General features: G+C 71.7%; 12 protein-coding genes. 4 read left to right on the plus strand and 8 right to left on the minus strand.

Going from position 1 to position 19,073, the window contains the following annotated elements:
* Positions 1-132: 132 nt before the first annotated feature.
* Both DEJ48_RS38220 and DEJ48_RS38225 read right to left on the minus strand, forming a co-directional pair.
* Positions 133-3,087 (minus strand): FAD-binding and (Fe-S)-binding domain-containing protein, encoded by a 2,955-nt coding sequence (locus DEJ48_RS38220; protein ID WP_150220670.1) that lies wholly within the window; start codon positions 3,085-3,087, stop codon positions 133-135.
* 52 nt (positions 3,088-3,139) lie between these two features.
* Positions 3,140-4,306, minus strand: coding sequence for a pyridoxal-phosphate-dependent aminotransferase family protein (locus DEJ48_RS38225; protein WP_150220671.1), 1,167 nt, complete (start codon positions 4,304-4,306; stop codon positions 3,140-3,142).
* Between the two features lie 96 nt (positions 4,307-4,402).
* Between DEJ48_RS38225 and DEJ48_RS38230 the strand changes: the two genes are divergently transcribed.
* A complete protein-coding gene (locus DEJ48_RS38230; RefSeq protein WP_150220672.1) occupies positions 4,403-5,182 on the plus strand; it encodes an IclR family transcriptional regulator in 780 nt (259 codons plus the stop codon).
* 246 nt (positions 5,183-5,428) lie between these two features.
* The gene (locus DEJ48_RS38235) at positions 5,429-6,799 is read left to right on the plus strand and encodes an SLC13 family permease (protein ID WP_150220673.1); all 1,371 of its coding nucleotides are present in this window, start codon (positions 5,429-5,431) and stop codon (positions 6,797-6,799) included.
* Between the two features lie 3 nt (positions 6,800-6,802).
* On the opposite strand, the gene DEJ48_RS38240 is transcribed toward DEJ48_RS38235, so the two are convergent.
* From DEJ48_RS38240 to DEJ48_RS38260, 5 genes are all read right to left on the minus strand, one after another.
* Positions 6,803-8,398, minus strand: coding sequence for a sigma-70 family RNA polymerase sigma factor (locus tag DEJ48_RS38240; protein ID WP_150220674.1), 1,596 nt, complete (start codon positions 8,396-8,398; stop codon positions 6,803-6,805).
* 203 nt (positions 8,399-8,601) lie between these two features.
* Positions 8,602-9,735: an LCP family protein gene (locus tag DEJ48_RS38245; protein WP_150220675.1), complete on the minus strand. Its 1,134-nt coding sequence runs from the start codon at positions 9,733-9,735 to the stop codon at positions 8,602-8,604.
* Positions 9,736-9,787: 52 nt separating this feature from the next.
* Positions 9,788-10,276 (minus strand): transglycosylase SLT domain-containing protein, encoded by a 489-nt coding sequence (locus DEJ48_RS38250; RefSeq protein ID WP_150220676.1) that lies wholly within the window; start codon positions 10,274-10,276, stop codon positions 9,788-9,790.
* A gap of 399 nt (positions 10,277-10,675) precedes the next feature.
* Positions 10,676-11,569 (minus strand): family 16 glycosylhydrolase, encoded by an 894-nt coding sequence (locus DEJ48_RS38255; protein WP_223832367.1) that lies wholly within the window; start codon positions 11,567-11,569, stop codon positions 10,676-10,678.
* Between the two features lie 174 nt (positions 11,570-11,743).
* Positions 11,744-12,955 (minus strand): alpha/beta hydrolase family protein, encoded by a 1,212-nt coding sequence (locus DEJ48_RS38260; RefSeq protein WP_150220678.1) that lies wholly within the window; start codon positions 12,953-12,955, stop codon positions 11,744-11,746.
* A 191-nt stretch (positions 12,956-13,146) separates the two neighbouring features.
* On the opposite strand from DEJ48_RS38260, the gene DEJ48_RS38265 reads away from it, so the two are divergent.
* A complete protein-coding gene (locus tag DEJ48_RS38265) occupies positions 13,147-14,937 on the plus strand; it encodes an immunity 49 family protein (protein WP_223832368.1) in 1,791 nt (596 codons plus the stop codon).
* 99 nt (positions 14,938-15,036) lie between these two features.
* Positions 15,037-18,318 (plus strand): amidohydrolase family protein, encoded by a 3,282-nt coding sequence (locus DEJ48_RS38270; protein WP_150220679.1) that lies wholly within the window; start codon positions 15,037-15,039, stop codon positions 18,316-18,318.
* A 33-nt stretch (positions 18,319-18,351) separates the two neighbouring features.
* Here the strand turns inward: DEJ48_RS38270 and DEJ48_RS38275 are convergent, their stop codons facing one another.
* Positions 18,352-18,972 (minus strand): L-threonylcarbamoyladenylate synthase, encoded by a 621-nt coding sequence (locus DEJ48_RS38275; protein ID WP_150220680.1) that lies wholly within the window; start codon positions 18,970-18,972, stop codon positions 18,352-18,354.
* Positions 18,973-19,073 lie beyond the last annotated feature (101 nt).

The following is a 19,073-nucleotide window of genomic DNA, read 5'->3' on the forward strand; positions in this document are numbered from 1 at the left end:
GGCAGTGTGCGGGGCGACATGCGGGGCGGCATGCGCGGAGAGGAGATCGCCCTGGTGGAGACCGCCGTTTCGTTGGCGGTCCCACCGTGGCGCCGATGGCGGTGCACGGACATCGGCGAAATCACCGGTGTCTCACCGCCCGTGCTCCACCGCCTCCCACACCAACTCCACCGGATGCCAGGCGTTCCGCTCGGTCCCGTGGAAGATCTGCTGACGGCAGGAGACGCCGGTGGCCACCACGACCGTGTCGTCCGCCGCCGCCTGGATCGCGGGGAACAGCCGGTCCTCGCCGACCGTCATCGACACCTCGTAGTGCTCGGACTCGAAGCCGAACGAACCCGCCATCCCGCAGCACCCGGCGTCCAGTTCGGTCACGGTCACGCCCGGGATGCGGTTCAGGAGCGCGACGGTCGCGGCGGTTCCCACCTCCGCCTTCTGGTGGCAGTGGCCGTGGTAGAGCAGCGTGCGCCCGGCCAGCCACGAGTCGGTGCGCAGCCTCAGCCGCCCCGCGTCGACGGCCTCCGTCAGGAGCTCCTCGACCTGACGGACCCTCCCGGCGATGTCCTCGACGGCGGCGTCGTCCGGCAGCAGCGACCGGTGTTCGTCGCGCAGGGTCATCAGACAGGTGGGCTCGCAGCCCACGATCGGTGAGCCGGCCTCCGTCGACCGCGCCAAGGAGTGGGCGAGGTGGCGTGCCTTGGTCTTCGCGTCGTCGACCAGGCCTTTGGAGAGGCTGGACCTGCCGCAGCAGCCGCCGCTCTCCAGACGCACCTGCCACCCCGCCCGTTCCAGGAGCTGGATGGCCGCACGGCCGATGCCGGGCTCGGTGTACGTGGTGAAGGAGTCGGCGAGATAGGTGACGGTGCCCTGGGTGACCGGGTGCGCGACAGGCGTCCGGCGCCGGTGCCAGCGCAGCAGGTTGCGGCGCACGAAGACCGGCAGCGGCCGCTGCGGAGCGATGCCGACCAGGCGGTCCATGAGCCGGCGCAGCGGTGGGACGCGCCCCGGCAGGTTGGACAGGGGCGCCGTCGCCGACCCCAGCCGGTTCAGGAGGTGGATCGCCCCGAACAGGCGGGAGCGCAGCGGCACTCCATGGGCGTCGTGGTAATGCGAGAGGGTCTCGCTCTTGAGGGTGGCCATGTCGACGCCGAGAGGGCACTCGCTCTTGCAGGCCTTGCACATCAGGCACAGGTCGAGGATCTCGTGCAGCCGCTCGTCCCCGAGAGCGGCCTTCGGGTCGGGCTCGGAGAGGGCTTTGACCAGGGCGCCCGCTCGTCCGCGGGTGGAGTCCTCCTCCTTGCGGGTGGCCATGTACGAGGGGCACATGGCGCCGCTGCCGGACTTGCGGCACAGGCCGATGTTCATGCACCGGTCGGCCGCGGCGCGCATCCCACCACCGCCGACGACCTCGAAGGACAGCCGGGTGCGCACGGGCTCCGCGGGCGCCAGCGCCGCGTCGCGGAGGTTCTCCGTCATCGGCGCCGCGTCCACGATCTTGCCCGGGTTGAGGAGGTGATCGGGGTCGAAGAGCCGCTTCACCTGACGCATCGCCTCGTACAGCTGCTCGCCGAATATCTCCCGGTTGAACTCGCTGCGGGCGAGCCCGTCGCCGTGTTCGCTGGAGTTCACCCCGCCGTACGCGGCGACGAGATCCTTGATCTCCTCCGCGACCGCCCGCATCCGGCGGATGTCGGCGGGGTCGGTCAGGTCGAGGTAGGGCCGGATGTGCAGACAGCCGACCGAGCAGTGGCCGTAGAAGCCGGCCGTCATGTCGTGCCGGTCGAGGACGTCCTTGAACCTGCGGGTGTAGTCGGCGAGATGCTCCGGGTCGACCGCGGTGTCCTCGACGAAGGCGAGGGGGCGCCGGGTGCCCTCACTGGCCGCCATGAGCAGCCCGAGCCCGGCCTTGCGGACCTTCAGCAGGGACGACTGCTGGGCCGGGGTGACGGCCTGAAGGGTGTGGTAGCCGTGCCCGTGGCGCGTCCAGAGCTTCGTGAGGCGCCGCATCCGGTCAAGGAGTTCGGCCTCCTCGTCGCCGGTGAAGGACACGAAGAGGAGGGCTTCGGGTCTGCCTTCCAGAATGTCGCCGAGCGCCGCGTACTCGATCTTCTGCCGGGACAGGTCGAGGATCGTGCGGTCCATCAGTTCCACGGCGGCCGGGTCGCAGGCCAGCGCGTCCTGCGTGCCCGCGATGGCGTCCGCGACCGAGCCGAAGTGGCCGACGGCGATCACCGTGAGGCGGGGCTTGGGCACCAGATCGACGAGGGCGCGGGTCACGACGGCGAGTGTTCCCTCCGAGCCGACGACGAACTTGGCGAGGTCGAACGGGGTGTCCTCGCGGGCCAGCCGGTCCAGGCGGTAGCCGCAGGCGCGGCGCCAGTGCGCGGGGAAACCCTCGGCGATGGCCGCCGCGTTGGCCCGCACGATCTCGGGCAGCTCCCTGTAGAGGGCGCCCTCCAGAGTCGGCTGCTCGGCGCGGTGGGCGCGTTCGGCCTCCTCGACCCGGCCGAGGGGCACCCGGCTGGCGTCCGAGAGGACCACGTCGAGTTCGCGGACGTGGTCGATGGTCATGCCGTAGCGCACCGATCCGCTGCCGGCCGAGTTGTTGCCGATCATCCCGCCGATGGTGGCCCGATTGCTGGTCGAGGTGTCCGGGCCGAACATCAGCCCCCACGGGTTCGCGGCCCGATTGAGCTGGTCCTGTACGACGCCCGCCTCGACCAGGGCCGTTCCGCTGCCGGGGTCGAGTTCCACGACGCGGTTCATGTGCCGGGAGAGATCGAGGACGAGGCCGGGGCCGACGGTCTGGCCCGCGAGGCTCGTCCCGGCGCCGCGCGGCACGACGGGCACGCGGTGGGCGGCCGCGGCGGCGACCGCCGCGGCGACGTCGTCGGCGTGCCGGGGAAAGACCACGCCGACGGGCGTGATGGCGTACATACTCGCGTCCCTGGCGAACACGTGCCGTGTGTAGTCGTCGAACTGGACCTCTCCGTCGAGGTCACGGACCAGGTCCTTCCGGAGCTCGTGGGCCCGGCCCTCGAACTCGGAGCTCTCGTGCGTCGGGCTTGCGCCCTCGGTGACGGTCATGCTCGGGGGCCTCCTCGGCGGGATGGGAAGGTCGGCGGGCGCGCGGCCGCCGTCACTCGGCGCGCAGGACGTCCAGGGCGGCGGTGAGCCCGCCGGGATCGATGCGCACGTCCGCCAGTTGCAGACCCATCTGCACTCCGGCGAGGGTGCCCGCGAGCGTGAGGTCGTTGAGGTGGCCGAGGTGGCCGATGCGGAAGATCCGTCCGGCGAGCCTGCCGAGGCCCGCGCCGAGCGACATGTCGAACCGTTCGAGGATGATCTCGCGCACCTTGTCGGCGTCCTGGCCCTCGGGCATCAGCACCGCGGTGAGTGAGGACGAATGCTCGCGGTCGTCGGCGCAGAGCACTTCGAGGCCCCAGCCGCGCACGGCGGCCCGGGTCGCCGCCGCATGCCGGTCGTGCCGGGCGAAGACCGCGGGGAGTCCTTCCGCCCGGAGCATCCGCAGGGCTTCGGCCAGCCCGTGGAGGAGGTTGGTGGCGGGGGTGTACGGGAAGAATCCGCGCCGGTTCGCCTCGATGATCGGCTGCCAGTCCCAGTAGGACTTGCGCAGCCTCGCCGTGCGGGACGCGGCGAGGGCCTTCTCGCTCACGGCATTGAAGCCGAGCCCCGGCGGCAGCATCAGCCCTTTCTGGGACCCGGCGACGGTGACGTCTACGCCCCACTCGTCGTGCCGGTAGTCGATCGACCCCAGCGAGGAGATGGTGTCGACCAGCAGCAGGGCGGGGTGGCCCGTCGCGTCCATCGCCCGCCTGATCTCGGGGACTCTGCTGGTCACGCCGGTCGATGTCTCGTTGTGCACGACGCAGACCGCCTTGATCGTACGGGCGGTGTCGGCCGCGAGGCGTTCGGCGACGGCCTCGGGGGACGCGCCGTGGCGCCAGTCGCCGGGCAGGAAGTCGACGTACAGCCCGAGGCTCGCCGCCATCTGCTGCCAGAGCGTGGCGAAGTGGCCGGTCTCCACGTGCAGCACCCGGTCGCCGGTGCTGAGGGTGTTGACCAGGGCCGCCTCCCAGGCACCGGTGCCGGAGCCGGGGAAGATCACGACCGGGCCGGAGGTGCCGAAGACCGGCTTCAGCGAGGCGAGCAACTCCGTGGTGAGCGCCGCGAATTCGGGGCCGCGATGGTCGATGGTCGGCGCCGACATGGCGCGGAGCACCTGGTCGGGGACGTTGGTGGGGCCTGGTATCTGCAGGAAGTGCCGCCCGGTTCGAGAGGTCACAGTGGCCAACTCCCTTGAAATGCGTGCCGCATTGTGGCACGGTGTGTCGTAAGGTGGCACGGGGAGCGTAGGGCCGACCCGGTGGGGAGTCAACGGATGCAGAGCGTTCTCAACGCACTTCGCGTGCTCGAAGAGGTCGCCGCGCGGCAGCCGATCGGCGTCGCCGACCTCGCCAGAAGCCTTGAGCTGCCCAAGAGTTCGGCGCAGCGCGCGCTGCGCACCCTGCACGAGGCGGGCTGGATCCGCCCGGCCGCCGGCGAGGTCACCCGCTGGGTCGTGACGACCAAGGCGTTGCAGGTCGGACGCCGCGCCACGGGGGAGTTGAGCCTGCGTGACGTCGCCCTGCCACTCATGGAGGAGCTGCGGCGGCGCATCGACGAGACGGTTCACCTGACCGTGCCGGACGGCGACCGGGTGGTGCTGATCGAGCGCCTGGAGACGTCGAAGCCGGTGCGGATCATCCTCGCCCTCGGCACCCAACTGCCCATCCACGCCTCCGCGAACGGCAAGGCGGTCCTCGCCGCCTGTTCCGCCGAGGTGATCGCCCGTCACCTGGACGCGGGTCTCGAAGGGTTCACGGACTCGACCATCACCGACGGGGAACGGCTGCTCGCCGAGCTCGCGCGGATCAGGGAGCGGGGGTACGCGACCAACGGCGGCGAGTGGCGGGACGACGTGTCCGCGGTCGCGGCCGCCGTGCGGGACGAGTCGGGCGCGCCGGTCGCCAGCATCAGCGTCAACATGCCGACGAGCCGGATGACGCGGGAGGCGAGCGTGGCCTACGGCGCGCTGGTGAGCGAGACCGCGCAGCAGGTCAGCGCGGCTCTGGGCCATGCGCGGCCGGGTGGGGCGGGCGGCCCCGCGGTGGGACGTTAGCGGGTCGCGTCCCGCGCAGCGCATTCGGGCGTCCCTCTTGACGCCACCGGAAGCCCGCTTCGATACTCCCCACTGCGAAAGTGAAATTCCGCTAGGCGGAATTCCAAATCCCCCTGGGCTCTTCCGGCCCATGGCGGACGTCCGTGCGCGCCACCATCCACCGCGCACTCCCGGCGCCCCGCGCACCCTTCGTGACGCGCCGCGGCGCCCCGCGACATGACATCGGCCGACGGCAAGGGAGCCCTCGTGTCAGATCAAGTCATCTCCATCATCGCCCTGGTCCTCGTCTTCGCCATCGCCACCTTCTCCGCCGCCCACCTGGGCGCACTCGCCCTTGTGGCCGCGTTCATCGTCGGCGCCACCGTGGCGGACGAGTCGACGGACGACCTCTTCGCCGGCTTCCCCGGCGACCTGTTCGTCGTCCTCGTCGGCGTCACCCTGCTGTTCGCCATAGCGAAGAACAACGGCACGGTCGACTGGCTCGTCGACGCGGCGGTGAAAGCGGTACGCGGCCGTATCGCCCTCATCCCCTGGGTCATGTTCCTCGTCACCGCCGTCCTCACCGCGGTCGGTGCGGTCACCCCGGCCGCGGTCGGCATCATCGCCCCCATCGGCCTCGGCTTCGCCGTCGCCTACGGCATCAACCCCGTGCTCATGGGCCTCCTCATCGCCAATGGAGCCAGCGCGGGCGGCTTCTCGCCGATCGGCGTGTTCGGCAGCATCACCAACAACGTGGTCGAGCGCAACGACCTGCCGGGCAACCCGGCCCTCCTGTTCACCGCCTCGTTCCTGTTCAACGTGGCGCTGTGCGTCATCATCTTCTTCACCTTCGGCGGCCGGCAATTGCTCGGGCAACGCGTGGAGACACACAAAGGAGGTGGTGGCGGGAACGCCGACCCCGCGCGCCCCGACGACGCGCCGCCGCACGGCGGTCAGCTGGTCGAGGCGGGCGCCGCTCCCCGTCGTACGCCCGCCGCCACCGCGACCGCCGCACCCACGACGCGGGAGGAGCCGCTCAAGCTCGACGGCCCGCGCGCGCTCACCCTCGCAGGCCTCCTTGGCCTCGTCGCCGGAGCCCTCTTCTTCGACCTAGACGTCGGCCTGATGGCACTCACCATCACCGTCGTCCTGTCGCTGGTCTCCCCGAAATCGGTCACCGGCGCCGTGGACCGGTGCGCGTGGTCCACCGTCCTCCTGGTCTGCGGCATCGTCACCTACGTCAGCCAGATGGAGCGCATGGGCACCATCGACTACCTGGGCAAGCAGGTCGCGTCCATCCAGGCACCCCTGGTGGGCGCCCTCCTGATCTGCCTCATCGGCGCCGTGGTCTCCGCCTTCGCCTCGACCACCGGCATGCTCGGCGCGCTGATCCCGCTGGCCGTGCCCTTCCTGCTCGCGGGCGAGGTGGGAGCCGTCGGACTCATCACCGCACTGGCCATCTCCGCGTCCGTCGTGGACGCCTCGCCGTTCTCCACCAGCGGGGCGCTCGTGACCGCCAACACACCCGCGGACCAACGGGACTTCGTCTTCCGCCGCCTCATGGCGTGGGGCCTCGGCATCAGCCTCGTCGGCCCCCTCGTCACCTGGGGCCTGTTCGTGGTGCCCAGCTCGCTGTGACCGTCAGAGCGCCGTGCCGAAGGCCTGCGTCCACCACGGGCCGCCGGAGCCGTTGTGGATGCCCACGCCCAGCTCCTTGAAGTCGCAGTTGAGGATGTTGGCCTTGTGACCGGGGCTCTTCATCCAGGAGTCCATCACCGACGCCGGGGTCTGCTGGCCGCGGGCTATGTTCTCGCCGTACGTGCTCCAGCGGTAGCCGGCCGCGGTGATCCGGTCGCCGGGATCCGTGCCGTCGGGGCTGGTGTGGTCGAAGTAGTCGCGGGCCGCCATGTCGGCGGAGTGCTTGGCGGCCGCCGAGGCGAGCTTGCTGTTGGAGCGGACGGGTCCGCAGCCCGCCTTCGCGCGCTCGTTGTTCACCAGGGCGACGACCTGCTCGGCCGTGCCGCTCGGCTGCTGCGGCGCCGGATCGGGATCGGGCGCCTTGGGCGTCGTCGGCTTCGGCTTCGGCTTGTCCGGGGTGCGGGTCGGCGTGGGCTTCGCCTTCTTCTTCGTCTTGCTCGGCTTCGGCTTGGCGCTGGGGGAGGCGGAGCGCTTGGGGGAAGCGGAGGGGGAGGCGCTCGTCGAGGCCGCGGGGGTGGTGGGCGAGGCGGGCGCGGCGGCGGTGGCCGGCGTGCTCTCGTCTGTGTCCGGGCTCGTGAGGAGGTGCACCGCGGCGCCTCCGATGCCGAGGGCCACGACCGCGGCGGCCACTCCCGTCGTACGACGCCGGCGTCGGGCGCGATCACGGCGGGCCTGCGCCCGAGCGGAGACGGGAGCGGACGAACCGTCCCCGTAGGCGGCGGACGCCGAACCGACCTCGACCAGATCGGGCGGCACGACAAGCCCCGCGAGCGCGGAACCCACCGGCACGAGCCCCAGCCCCACCAGCAGCCCCTCGGCGGGCACCAGATTCGACCAGTGGCCCTCGCAGGCCGAGCAGCCCCGGGCATGGCGGGCCAGCCGCTTGCGCCACAGCGCCGACGGCACGCCGTCCCAGCCGGCGGTGATCTGCCGGAGCCCGCCGCACGGAGGGTTGGCCGCCAGGGCACGCACGACCACACGCGCCGTCTCCAGCTGGGCCTTCATGCGCTGCACCCGCACCGCCGCGTGCTGCGGGGACAGCTGAAGCGCCTCGGCGACCTCGGCCCGCGTCAGCTCGCCCGCGGACTCCAGCCACCACAGCGACAGCAGCGCCCGGTCGTCCTCGTCCAGCCAGCGCGTCGCCTCGGCGGTCTCCCTGCGCTGCCCCGAGAGCCCGAGCCGCGTGATGGTCAGGTCGACGAAGTCCGCGCCCGGGTCGACCACGTCGTACGCGTCGGCCAGGCCGCCGCCGGCGGGTATCGCGCCCGAGGCGCGCTCGCGCCAGTGCCCGCGTATCTGGTTCATGGTGATGGCGACCAGCCAGCTGCGGAAGGTCTCCGGGCCGCGCAGACCGTCCAGGCCGCCGAGGACGCGGAGCATGGTCTCCTGCACCACGTCGTCCACGTCCGCATGGCCGTTCAGGGCCCGTCCGACGATGTTGTAGACCAGCGGCAGGTACTCCGCCACCAGCGCGTCCTGCGCCTGCTGGTTCCCGTCCTGCGCTGCCCTGATCATCGCGACTTGGCGTTCGCTGCTCACGCTGTGTCCACTCTCTTCGTGGGGGGCCTGTCTCCTCCGACACATGGGAGACGCCCTGCGCCCGCCTCGATAACGGAAACCGCGAACAAAAAGCGCGCGGATTCCGTCTCATACGGTCTGCTGACCGTATCGAGTGCAGTCCGACCCTCGACATGAGGTCGAGGGTCGGACGTGATCCAGGGGGTCGAGGCCGTCGTCGGCGTTCAGGAGCCCGCCGAGACCGGCGAGTCCGTCCTGTCGCCCACGGACTGCTCGGTCGCGGACTTCGGTATGGGCTTGTCCTGGCGCAGTGCGTTCCAGACGCGGTGCGACGCCTTGTCGAGGGGCAGGACGCGGCCCGCGTCCTGCGCGTCGTACGTGACCGGCATCGTCACCATGTTGGTGTCGTCGGGGCTGATGCCCTTCAGCTCCTTCGCCAGGCCGAGCAGCTTGTCGGCCGACGCCAGGTCGGAGTCGGCGCTGACCGTCTTGGTCGCGGTGTCCGCGAGGCCGTAGGACTTGGCGGGGCTGCTGAGCGGGTCGACCGTGTTGGCGCGGTGGATCAGGGCCTTGATGAAGGCCTGCTGGAGCTGGATCCGGCCCAGGTCGCTGCCGTCCCCCACACCGTGCCGGGTGCGGACGAGCGCGAGGGCGTCCTCGCCCTTCAGCGTGTGCTTGCCGGGGGTCAGCGAGAGACCGCTGTTGGGGTCCTTGATGGCCTTGTGGGTGGTGATGTCCACGCCGCCGAGCTCGTCGATGAGCTTCTGGAACCCCTTGAAGTCGACTTCGAGGTAGTGGTCCATGCGCAGGCCCGACATCTGCTCGACCGTCTTCACGGTGCAGGCGGGCCCTCCCACCTGGTACGACGAGTTGAACATGGCCTGCTGGGCGCCCGCGCCGCCGCCGTGGGACGTCGTGCACCGGGGCCGTTTCACCATCGTGTCGCGCGGGATGCTGACGACCGAGGCCTTCTGGTGGGTCTTGTCCACGTGCAGGACCATCGCCGTGTCGGCTCGGGCCCCGCTCACGCCGGTGCCGTACCGGCCGTGGGTCCCTGCCCGGGAGTCGGATCCGAGCAGGAGGATGTTCATCGATCCGTCGCGCTGCTGTGCGGGCCTGTCGTGGCCCAGCGCGGCGTCGACGTCCGTGCCCTGGATGTTGCCGTCGAGGTGCTGCCAGGCGTAGGCGACGCCTCCGCCACCGGCGAGCACCAGGCCCAGGGCGCCCCACGCGACGTACCGCAGGGTCTTCTTACGGGGCTTGCGCCGCGAGCCGCGGACCCGGGCGGGCCCGTAGGCGGGCACCGAGGGGCCGTCCGCCGGGTGTGCCGGGTGCTCGTGCTGGCTCTCGTGCGGCATGCGCTGCCTCTCTTCGCGAATCAGGTGTCCGGGGAACTCAGTGGTCCTGGACTCAGTACGCGGAGTCGACGTTGTCGATCGAGCCGTACTTGTCGGCGGCGTAGTTCGCGGCGGCGGTGATGTTGGCGACCGGGTCGGTCAGGTTATTGGGGGTGCCCGCGACGTGGTAGGCGTCGAAGGTCGGCTGGATGACCTGCAGCAGGCCCTTGGACGGGGTGCCGTTCTGGGCGTTCACGTCCCAGCCGTTCTGCGCGTTCGGGTCACCGGCGGACTCGCGCATGATGTTGCGGTGCAGACCCTCGTAGGAGCCGGGGATGCCCTTGGACTTCATGATGTCGAGGGACTCGCGGATCCAGCCGTCGAGGTTCTCGGGGTACTTCTTGTCGCCCGCGGCGGCGTGCGGCGCGGCAGCGGGGGCCTGTGCGGGCGCCGCGGCGTGGGCGGGGGAGGGGACGACGGTCAGCGCGGCGGCGGCCGCTCCCGCCACGGCGATGCCGGCGACGGAGAACTTGCGGGTGCGAGCGGTGCGCGTCAGGGACATACGGGTGCAACTCCTGGGTGGGGACGAGAGGGGCGCCGGACCGAGCGGGCGAATGTGCCTGCTGTGCGATCCCGGGCGTCCCGAAGACTCAGCCAGGGTTAGCGGCGCCCGGGGCCGGGCGCAATGATGTGACGTACTACCGCGATACGAAGAAGCCCTGGTGGAGACAGTGCCCCGCGGAGCCCCAGGCCCCGGGGGACGCCTCGGGGCGACTACTACCGTCCTTAGCATGTGACGTGGCCCCGATGAGGGGCTTCACAGCCGCGGAGCCCTCGGAGTGGCCTGGGTCACCGGATTTCCCGGGTGGTCGGGGACGGTCTCGGCGGCCGCCTCCCGGACCCCGCCCGGGCCCGGGAAGCGTGCCGCCGCGAGGTACGGAGACGTGCCCGCGGCAGGGCCTCAGCTGCCGTTCGGAGCCACGTTTCCGCCGGTCACGCGGACGTAGTCGACGACGAGCTGCTTGGGGAAGGTCGTGCTGCCGTCGGGGTCGCCGGGCCAGTACCCGCCGACCGCGAGGTTCAGGATGAGGAAGAAGGGCTTGTCGAAGACCCACCTGTTGCCGTTGAGGTCGGCCGGGGTGCGGGTCTGGTAGGCCTTGCCGTCCACGGACCAGGTGACCTTGTTCGGCGACCAGTCCACGGCGAAGGTGTGGAACTTGTCCGCGAAGGCCTCCCCGCCGGGCAGCGTGTACCCCGCGCCGATCCCGCCCGCCCCCGAGTAGCCGGGGCCGTGCAGTGTGCCGTGGACGGTGGACGGCTCGAAGCCGACGTTCTCCATCACGTCGATCTCGCCGCTGTTCGGCCAGCCCACATTGCCGATGTCGGCGCCGAGCATCCAGAACGCGGGCCACATGCCCTGGCCGCGCGGCACCTTCATCCGCGCCTCGACGTGGCCGTACGTGCTCGTGAACTTGCCGGAGGTGTTGAGCCGTGCCGATGTGTACTCACAACGGCCGTACCAGCACTGGTAGTTGCCGGGGTTCTCCTTGCGGGCGGTGATGACCAGGTTGCCCTGGCCGTCGAGGGCCGCGTTCTTGTTGCCCGACGTGTAGTACTGCCGCTCGTGGTTGTTGACGTTGTCGCCGGTCTCGATCTGCCACTTGCCGCCGTCGACCGCCGCTCCTGCGGGGCCGTTGAAGTCGTCGGTGAACGTGGACGCTGTGGGAGCGGCGGAGCGGGCCGGGGCCGGGGGCGCGTTCTCCGCCGAGGCCGTGGGGAGTGCGCCGAGGCTTGCGGCGCCGCAGACCAGGGCGAGGGCGCCCAGCTTGGTGCGGCGGCTGAGGGAGGTGGGCATGGTCATCACATCGCTTCGCGTGGGGGGCATGTGCATGACAAGTGGGCATCGAGAAGTGAACGCGACGCACGACCCGTCGCGTTCACTTCGTTCAGTACTTGATTTAAGGCAGACTCCTGGGCCCCGTCAAGGAGTTGGTGCGGACCAACCTTTCTGCGTCGCGGACCGCCGGGGTCAGCGCCGCTGGAAGGTCACCTCGGGATTCCCCGGCGTCGGCCCGTCGAGCAGCGGCCGCGGGACGCCGCGCAGATGCCGCTCGTAGAACGCGCCGATGTAGGCACGAGTGATCTGTTCGGAGCGCTCACCGGACAGCGGCACCTCGGGATCGACCGCCCCCGCCTGCGCCGCGAGGACGGGCACGTCGGTGAACGTGAAGTGCCCCGAGCCCCTGACGGTGAGCCACCGCTTCCAGCCGTCCATCCCCTCCCACGTCTCGTCCCAGTTCTTGCCGTCCTCCACGCCCGGCGTGTGGATGGTCTCGGTGCCGATCATCAGGAACGGCCGGTCGCCGAGGCCGGTGGGACGAGTGTGGAAGTGGCCGTCCATGTTCATGCCGGCCCGCACCCGACGGTCCGTGGTCATGGCGGCGAGCGCGCCGGACCCGCCGATGGAGTGACCGCCCGCGCCGATCCGCTCCTCGTCGATCATGCGGGCGTGCCGCCAGGCGTTCTTGCCGCCGGTCAGCCGGTCGATGACGTACGAGATGTCCTTGGCCCGCCCCTTCGTTGCGAGTTCGCCACCGCCCGGCTCCTCGACAGGGGCGCACGCCTGACAGGTCAGCACGCGACCACCGGGGAACGCCGTGCCGACGGACTCGTAGGCGTGGTCGACGGTGGCCACGACGAAGCCCCGGCTCGCCAGGTCCTCCGCCAGGTGCGTCAGCGTGGAGCGCGGGGCGGTGAACCCGGGGGAGAGCACGATCAGCGGGAACCGTCCCGGCGCGGGCCGCACCCCGGTGCGCGCGTGGGTACGGGTCCCCGCGTACGCGGCCGGGGCAAGCACGTCCTCCTTCTTCCACCACTCCAGCAGGAGCCGCGCCTCCTCCTCCGACGTATAGGAGGCGGGGCGCCCGCCTCCGTGCCGCGCGGGGTAGTACACGGACGTCATCAGCTCACGAGCGCCGGCCGACGGCACCCACGGGTCGCGACGGCTCTTGTCGACGAGGTGCAGCGTGTCGCGTCCAACGGTGTACGGACCGGTGGGGCGCGGAAGCCGGAGAGACACCGTCGACTTGTCGACCGGCGGGACGGCACTCGCCGAGGCGTGGCCGGGCCCGTCCGACGCCGCGGCGAAGGCGGTCGCGGCGCCCGCGAGGGGAACGGTGAGAGAGAGGACGAGGGCGGTGGCAAGGGCGCGTCTGTGCGCGGCGCTCCGTGATGCTGTCATGGCAAAGGACGCTAGTTCGGCGTCAGTTGACGCCGCGTCGGCCCCTGGTACCGCGCACTGCCAGACTCTGGGCGTACGCGCGCGGACGACATCAGCTCCCAGGCGTACGCCACCCCCTTCAAGACCCTCCCCGTTCACTTCCCCAACCCCCCTTTGTGACGCGCCGGGCCCGCCCTTCGTAGAGTCACCGGGTGAACGAACACCACGCACCAGATCCCCACCTGCCGATGCTGACCTTCCCGCAGGCCGAACGCCTGAGGGGCCTGACAGCCGAGCACCTCCTCACCCGCCACGGGATACGCCCGCGGATCGAGGGCGACGCCGTGCTGTGGGGCGACGGACGCCGCAGTCCGCTCCCGAACCTGGCGCACCAGTGCCGCGCCACGGCCGACGAGCACTGGCCCCGCCTGATCGAACAGCACTTCACGACGCTGGAGAACGGCTCGCGGGGTGGGGAGAGCGCGCGGGAACTGCTCGAAGGGGCCGTCCTGCGGCTCCTGCCCGACGACTCCTTCCCCGGCGAGACGGCGAACAGCTTCCGCTACGCGCGGCCGGTCGCCGAAGGCCTGCTCCTCGCGCTCGCCCTCGACACCCCCACCTCGGTGCGCATCCTCACCGACCACGACGTGGCACGCGCCGGACTGGACCAGCTCTGGGTGGCCGCCCGCAACAACCTGATCCGCGAACTCGTCGAGCACGACGAGGTGACAGGACCGCAGGGCGCGCGGCTGTGGACCGTGTACGGCGACTCCCACTTCGTGGCCAGCAAGGCACTCGTGCTCCCCGAACTGGCCCGCGCGACCACCGGCAGCGACCTGCCGGAGGCCGGCGCGCTCGTCGTCCTGCCCAGCCGCAACCTGCTGGCGTTCCACCCCATCGAGGACGGCACGGTGGTGGACGCGGTCAACGACCTGGGGGCGTACGCGCTCGGCGCCTACGACGACGGGCCCGGCGCACTCTCGCCGCGGCTGTACTGGTGGCACGAGGGACGGATGACCTCGCTCACCGCCATCGACCACGAGACCCGCTCCTTCTCCGTGGTGCCCCCGCCCGATCTGATGGAACTGATGAAGAAGCTCCACGCGGAGAGCCCGCCCGCCCCCGCGGCACCGCAGACCGCCCCCGTCGGCGCACCCGGTGGGGAGCCGGTCGGAGCGGAGGCCGACGCGGCCGACCTCGACCCCGCCGCCGCGGCCGAGGGCATCGCCCGTCTCGCGCAGAGCGAGGCAGGCGTCGCCCACACCTTCGCCGCCACGAAGCGGCTGAGCGACGTCCGCTTCGCCTCCGACCCCGACGGCGCGCGCCTGGAGACCTGGGAGGCGTGGGTGTGGGCGATGCAGACCGGCTCGGCGCTGTTCCGCACGACCGCCGAGACCGGCGGAACGGTCGAGTGCCGCATCACCGATCGCACCCTGCACCTGACCGCCACAGGACCCGTACCGGGCGCGGACGCCCGCGCCTGGCTCGACGCCTTCTACCTCGCCGTCGTCTGCAGGGAACAGGACCGCCTGACGCTGCTCTGCAACGTGCCGCTCGACGACCTGCGCCGGGCCGCCCCCGCCGACGAGTACGTCTTCCACTGGATCCGGACCCTGCGGGCGTTCTGGCTCAGGCAGCCCATGGACGACGTCGTCCAGCACCTCATCGCCACCATGGAGACCTCCCACCCCCACGTCGCGACCAGCACCCCCGGCGACTTCCTCAACCTCATCGACTACCAGCCGGCCGCCCTCATGCACCGCCTGATCGCGGGCGACCGTGCCGCCTTCGCCGAGGCCCTCACCGAAGCGCTCGCGCACCACGAGCGGTACTGGAGCGACAGGGCCGACGCCGGAACCACCGCGCTCTACCACCGCATCGCCCTCGGTCCGCTCGCCCTGGCATGCCTGGCGTACGACTCGGACTTTCCCGTCGACGAGGCGTCGCCGTACCTGCCGAAGCACCTCCTCAAGCGCGACTGGCTCGGCGAGTTCCCCACGTAGGGGCAGTGACGGTTCTGCGCGAAAGCGGCTCAAGACACCGGCGTGTTGGCGTCGATGGGTGTTGTCCACGACGGTGCCGATGGGCGAGTGTTCTGTGTTATGGACTGTGACCGGCACAACACGGTGTTGCCCCTGTCCCGACGTCAACTGTTCGTCGCCGCGGGCGCGTCCGGGGCCGTCGCCGCCCTCGGGACCGCCGCCCCGGCGCCGGCCCGGCCCCGCACCACCGTCCCCCTCTCGTTCACCCGCGTGACGAACGGCGCGGCGACGCTCGTACCGGGCGCGGACCGGCTGATCGTCGAGGCGCAGGCCACCCTGTGGTCCCTGCCCCGCACCGGCGGCGAGGCGGTGCCGCTGACGCCGGCGGGGCTGGAGCCGAACCGTCCCGTGTACGCGCCGGACGGGACGTCGGTCGCGTTCTGCGCGTACCAGGACGGCGGATTCCACATCTGGACGATGCGCGCCGACGGGTCGGGGTTGCGGCAGCGCACCGAGGGGCCCTGGGACGACCGGGGCCCGGCCTGGTCGCCCGACGGCTCGCGGATCGCCTTCGCGTCGGAGCGGGGCGGCGATCCGGTGCGCGGCGGCTCGTACCGCATCCATGTCCTGGACGTCGCGAGCGGCGACATCGTCCGCGTGACCGGGCGCCCCGGTCAGGACGGCCCTCTGCAGGACGGCCCGTGGGAGGACTTCGACCCCACGTGGTCGCCGGACGGCGGGCGACTCCTCTTCGTGCGCGGCAAACCGGTCGCGACGCAGACGGGCAGCACCACGCTGGAGGCCCGCACCATCGCGTCCGTCCCGGCCGGGGGAGCGGGCCCCGTCACGGTCACCCACACCGAGACGGCGAAGGCGCAGGTCATGACGCCCGCCCTCGCCCCGGACGGAGAACGCCTCGCGTATCTGCGGACCACGGCCGCGCCCCACGGGTCCTGCACGCTGGTCGTCGACGGCAGGCCCGTCGCACTCGACGGCGACCTGGCTCCCGTGCCGCCGCGCTGGACGGAGGAGGGGAGGCTCCTGCTCACGGTGGACGGCCGGTTCACGCTCGTACGTCCCGACCGTTCCGACGGTCCCGATCGTCCCCACAGCGTCGGCGAGCCGGAGGGCTCTGATCGAGCTCTGCCCCCGGGGCGAGGTCCGGTCCCGGGCGACCCGGAAGTGATCCCCTTCGACGCCACCCTGCCCGTGCGACGCCCGCACTACCGGGTCAAGGAGTACGACCTGGGCCTCGGGCGGGCCCGTCCCACGCGCGGCATCCACCTGCCCGCCCTCTCGCCCGACGGCCGTCGCATCGCCTTCGCCGCGCTCAACTCGCTCTGGCTGGCCCCCACTTCGGGCGGCAAGCCGCCCCGGCGGCTGCACCGCGCCCCGGCCACCGGCTACCTGCTCGCCCCTGCCTGGGCACGGGACGGCAAATCCTTGGTCTACGCCGACGACCGCGACGGACTGCTCGGCGTGTACCGCCACGACCTCGCCACCGGAGCCGAGACCGCACTGGCGACCGGAGGCCGCGTCCACCCCGTCCTCTCGCCCGACGGCGAACGGCTCGCCTGCCTCGACATGACCGGCCGCCTCGTCGTACGCGACCTCGCGTCCGGCACCGAACGCGCGCTGGTCACCCCGCTCGGCGGAGGAGGCCTCCCCGGCCGGCCCAGCTGGTCGCCCGACGGCCGGTACGTGGCGCTCTGCGACCGGAACCGCATCAATCACCGCTTCCGCGAGGGCTACAACCTGATCCGCGTCGTCGACGCGCACACCGGAGCCGACCGCCTGTACGCCGTGGCCCCGCACGCCTCGCTCTCCGACCGGTACGACTCGGGGCCCGTCTGGTCGCCGGACGGCCGCTGGCTCGCCGTGATCGTCGAATCGGCGCTGTGCCTGCTGCCCGTACGGCCCGACGGCACGCCGCGCGGCGCACTCCGGGTCCTCTCCGACGAACCGGCCGACCACCCGTCGTGGGCGGGCGACTCGAAGTCGCTCCTCTATCTGTCGAGCGGGAAACTGCGCCTCGTCGGCATCGGTACGGGAGGGGATCGCCCGCGCACGGTGCGGGTGCCGTTGGACCGGCGCAGGCCAGCGCCCGCGGACGTCGTCGTCCACGCGGGTCGGCTGTGGGACGGCACCGGCGACGAGGTCCGGGACGACGTCGACATCGTGATCAGCGCCGGCCGCATCACCTCCGTACGACCCCACCGCCCCGCAGGCCCGGCCCGCCCCGCGGACCGCCGCGTCGACGCCTCGCACCGCACGGTCGTCCCCGGCCTCTGGGACACGCACACGCACCCCTGGCAGACGACCTACGGCGGACGCCAGACAGCGGGCCAACTGACGTACGGCATCACCACAGCCGTCTCACTCGGCGGCTTCGCCTACGAACAGGCCCGCATCCGCGAGGCGGTGTACGCGGGCGAACTGGCGGGCCCCCGCCTGCTCACGACCGGCGAACTGCTGGACGGCGCGCGCGTCGCGTACAGCATGGGCCGCTCCCACCGGAGCCGGGCGGCACTGGGTCGCTCGCTGCGACGCGGAGCGGCACTCGACTGGGACTTCGTCAAAACCTATGTGCGGGCGCCGGGCTGGGTGATGGAGGAGGCGGCACGCTTCGCGCACGAGAAGCTCGGAGTGCGCACGGGCGGCCACCTCCTCTCGCCAGGCATCCAACTCGGCCAGGACCTCACGTCCCACCTGCAGGCCACCCAGCGCGCGGAGTTCGGGCACGCCATCACGGCCACCGGCCGCGCGTGGGACGACGTCATCGAGATCTACAGCGGCCGGGGCGCGGCCTTCTCCCTCATCGCCACACCGTTCACCTCCGCGCCCCTGCTCGGCGCGGACCCGGCACTCGCGGACGACCCGCGCGTCACCGCGGTGATGCCGCCGTGGGACGCGGCGGCGGTGAAGGCGGGCGCGGCCGCACCGCCGAGCGAGGCCCAGCTGGCGACACTGCGCCGGGAGACCGACATCTACCGCCGCATCCTGTCAGAGGGCGGCGAGGTGGCCCTCGGCACGGACCAGCCCATCGTCCCGGTGGGCCTCGCCCTCCACCTGGGCCTGCGCGCCCTCCACCTGGGAGGCCTGACCCCGGCGGAGGCGCTGCGCACCGCGACCCTGCGGCCGGCCCGGGTGTTCGGCCTCGACCGGGAGCTGGGCACGGTCGAACCGGGAAAGATCGCCGACCTGACCGTGGTGGACGGCGACCCGTTCACCGATTTCGACACGATGGTGCGGACGGTGTCGGTGCTCAGGGCCGGAAACCTCTACAGGACCGCGGACCTGACCTCGGCCTTCGAGCGGCGACGGCGGGACGAGGGGGAGGCGGACTGGCTGAAGGTGGGGCGCCTGATGCGGAGAGACGGGTGCTGCGCGCCGGTGGGCTGAGCGCAGCGCCCCCTCCGCAGGCGCCACCTGCTCCTACTCGAAGCGGGAGGTGTCGCCCGCGCCGCGCCGCACGATCTCCGCCTCGCCGTCGGAGAAGTCGATGACGGTGGTCGGCTCGGTACCGCAGTCGCCGGAGTCGATGACCGAGTCCACGAGGTGGTCGAGACGCTCCTTGATGTCCCAGCCCTGGGTCAGCGGCTCCTCCTGGTCGGGCAGCAGCAGCGTGCTGGACAGCAGTGGCTCGCCGAGCTCGGCCAGGAGGGCCTGGGTGACCGTGTGGTCGGGGATGCGCACGCCGACCGTCTTCTTCTTGGGGTGCATCATCTGGCGCGGCACCTCTTTGGTGGCGGGCAGAATGAACGTGTAACTGCCGGGCGTGGCGGCCTTGATGGCACGGAACACGTCGTTGTCGAGATGGACGAACTGCCCCATCTGCGCGAAGCTCTCGCACATCAGGGTGAAATGATGCCGGTCGTCGAGCCGCCGGATCGACCGGATGCGGTCCATGCCGTCACGGCTCCCGAGCTGACACCCCAGCGCGTAACAGGAATCCGTCGGATACGCGACGAGCGCGCCGGATCGGATCCCGTCGACCACGCTGCTGATGCTGCGCCGCTGGGGGTTGTCGGGGTGCACGTCGAAGTACTTGGCCATTGGTCGAGTCTAGGTGACCGGGGTGTGCTGGCCGGTGCTCGGGCCTGTGTCGGAAGGCCTGTCGTTCACCCAGCCGTATCCGTGCCGGGAGAGGCACCGGA

The organism is Streptomyces venezuelae (genome assembly GCF_008642315.1).
GTDB classification, from domain to species: Bacteria; Actinomycetota; Actinomycetes; order Streptomycetales; family Streptomycetaceae; genus Streptomyces; species Streptomyces venezuelae_D.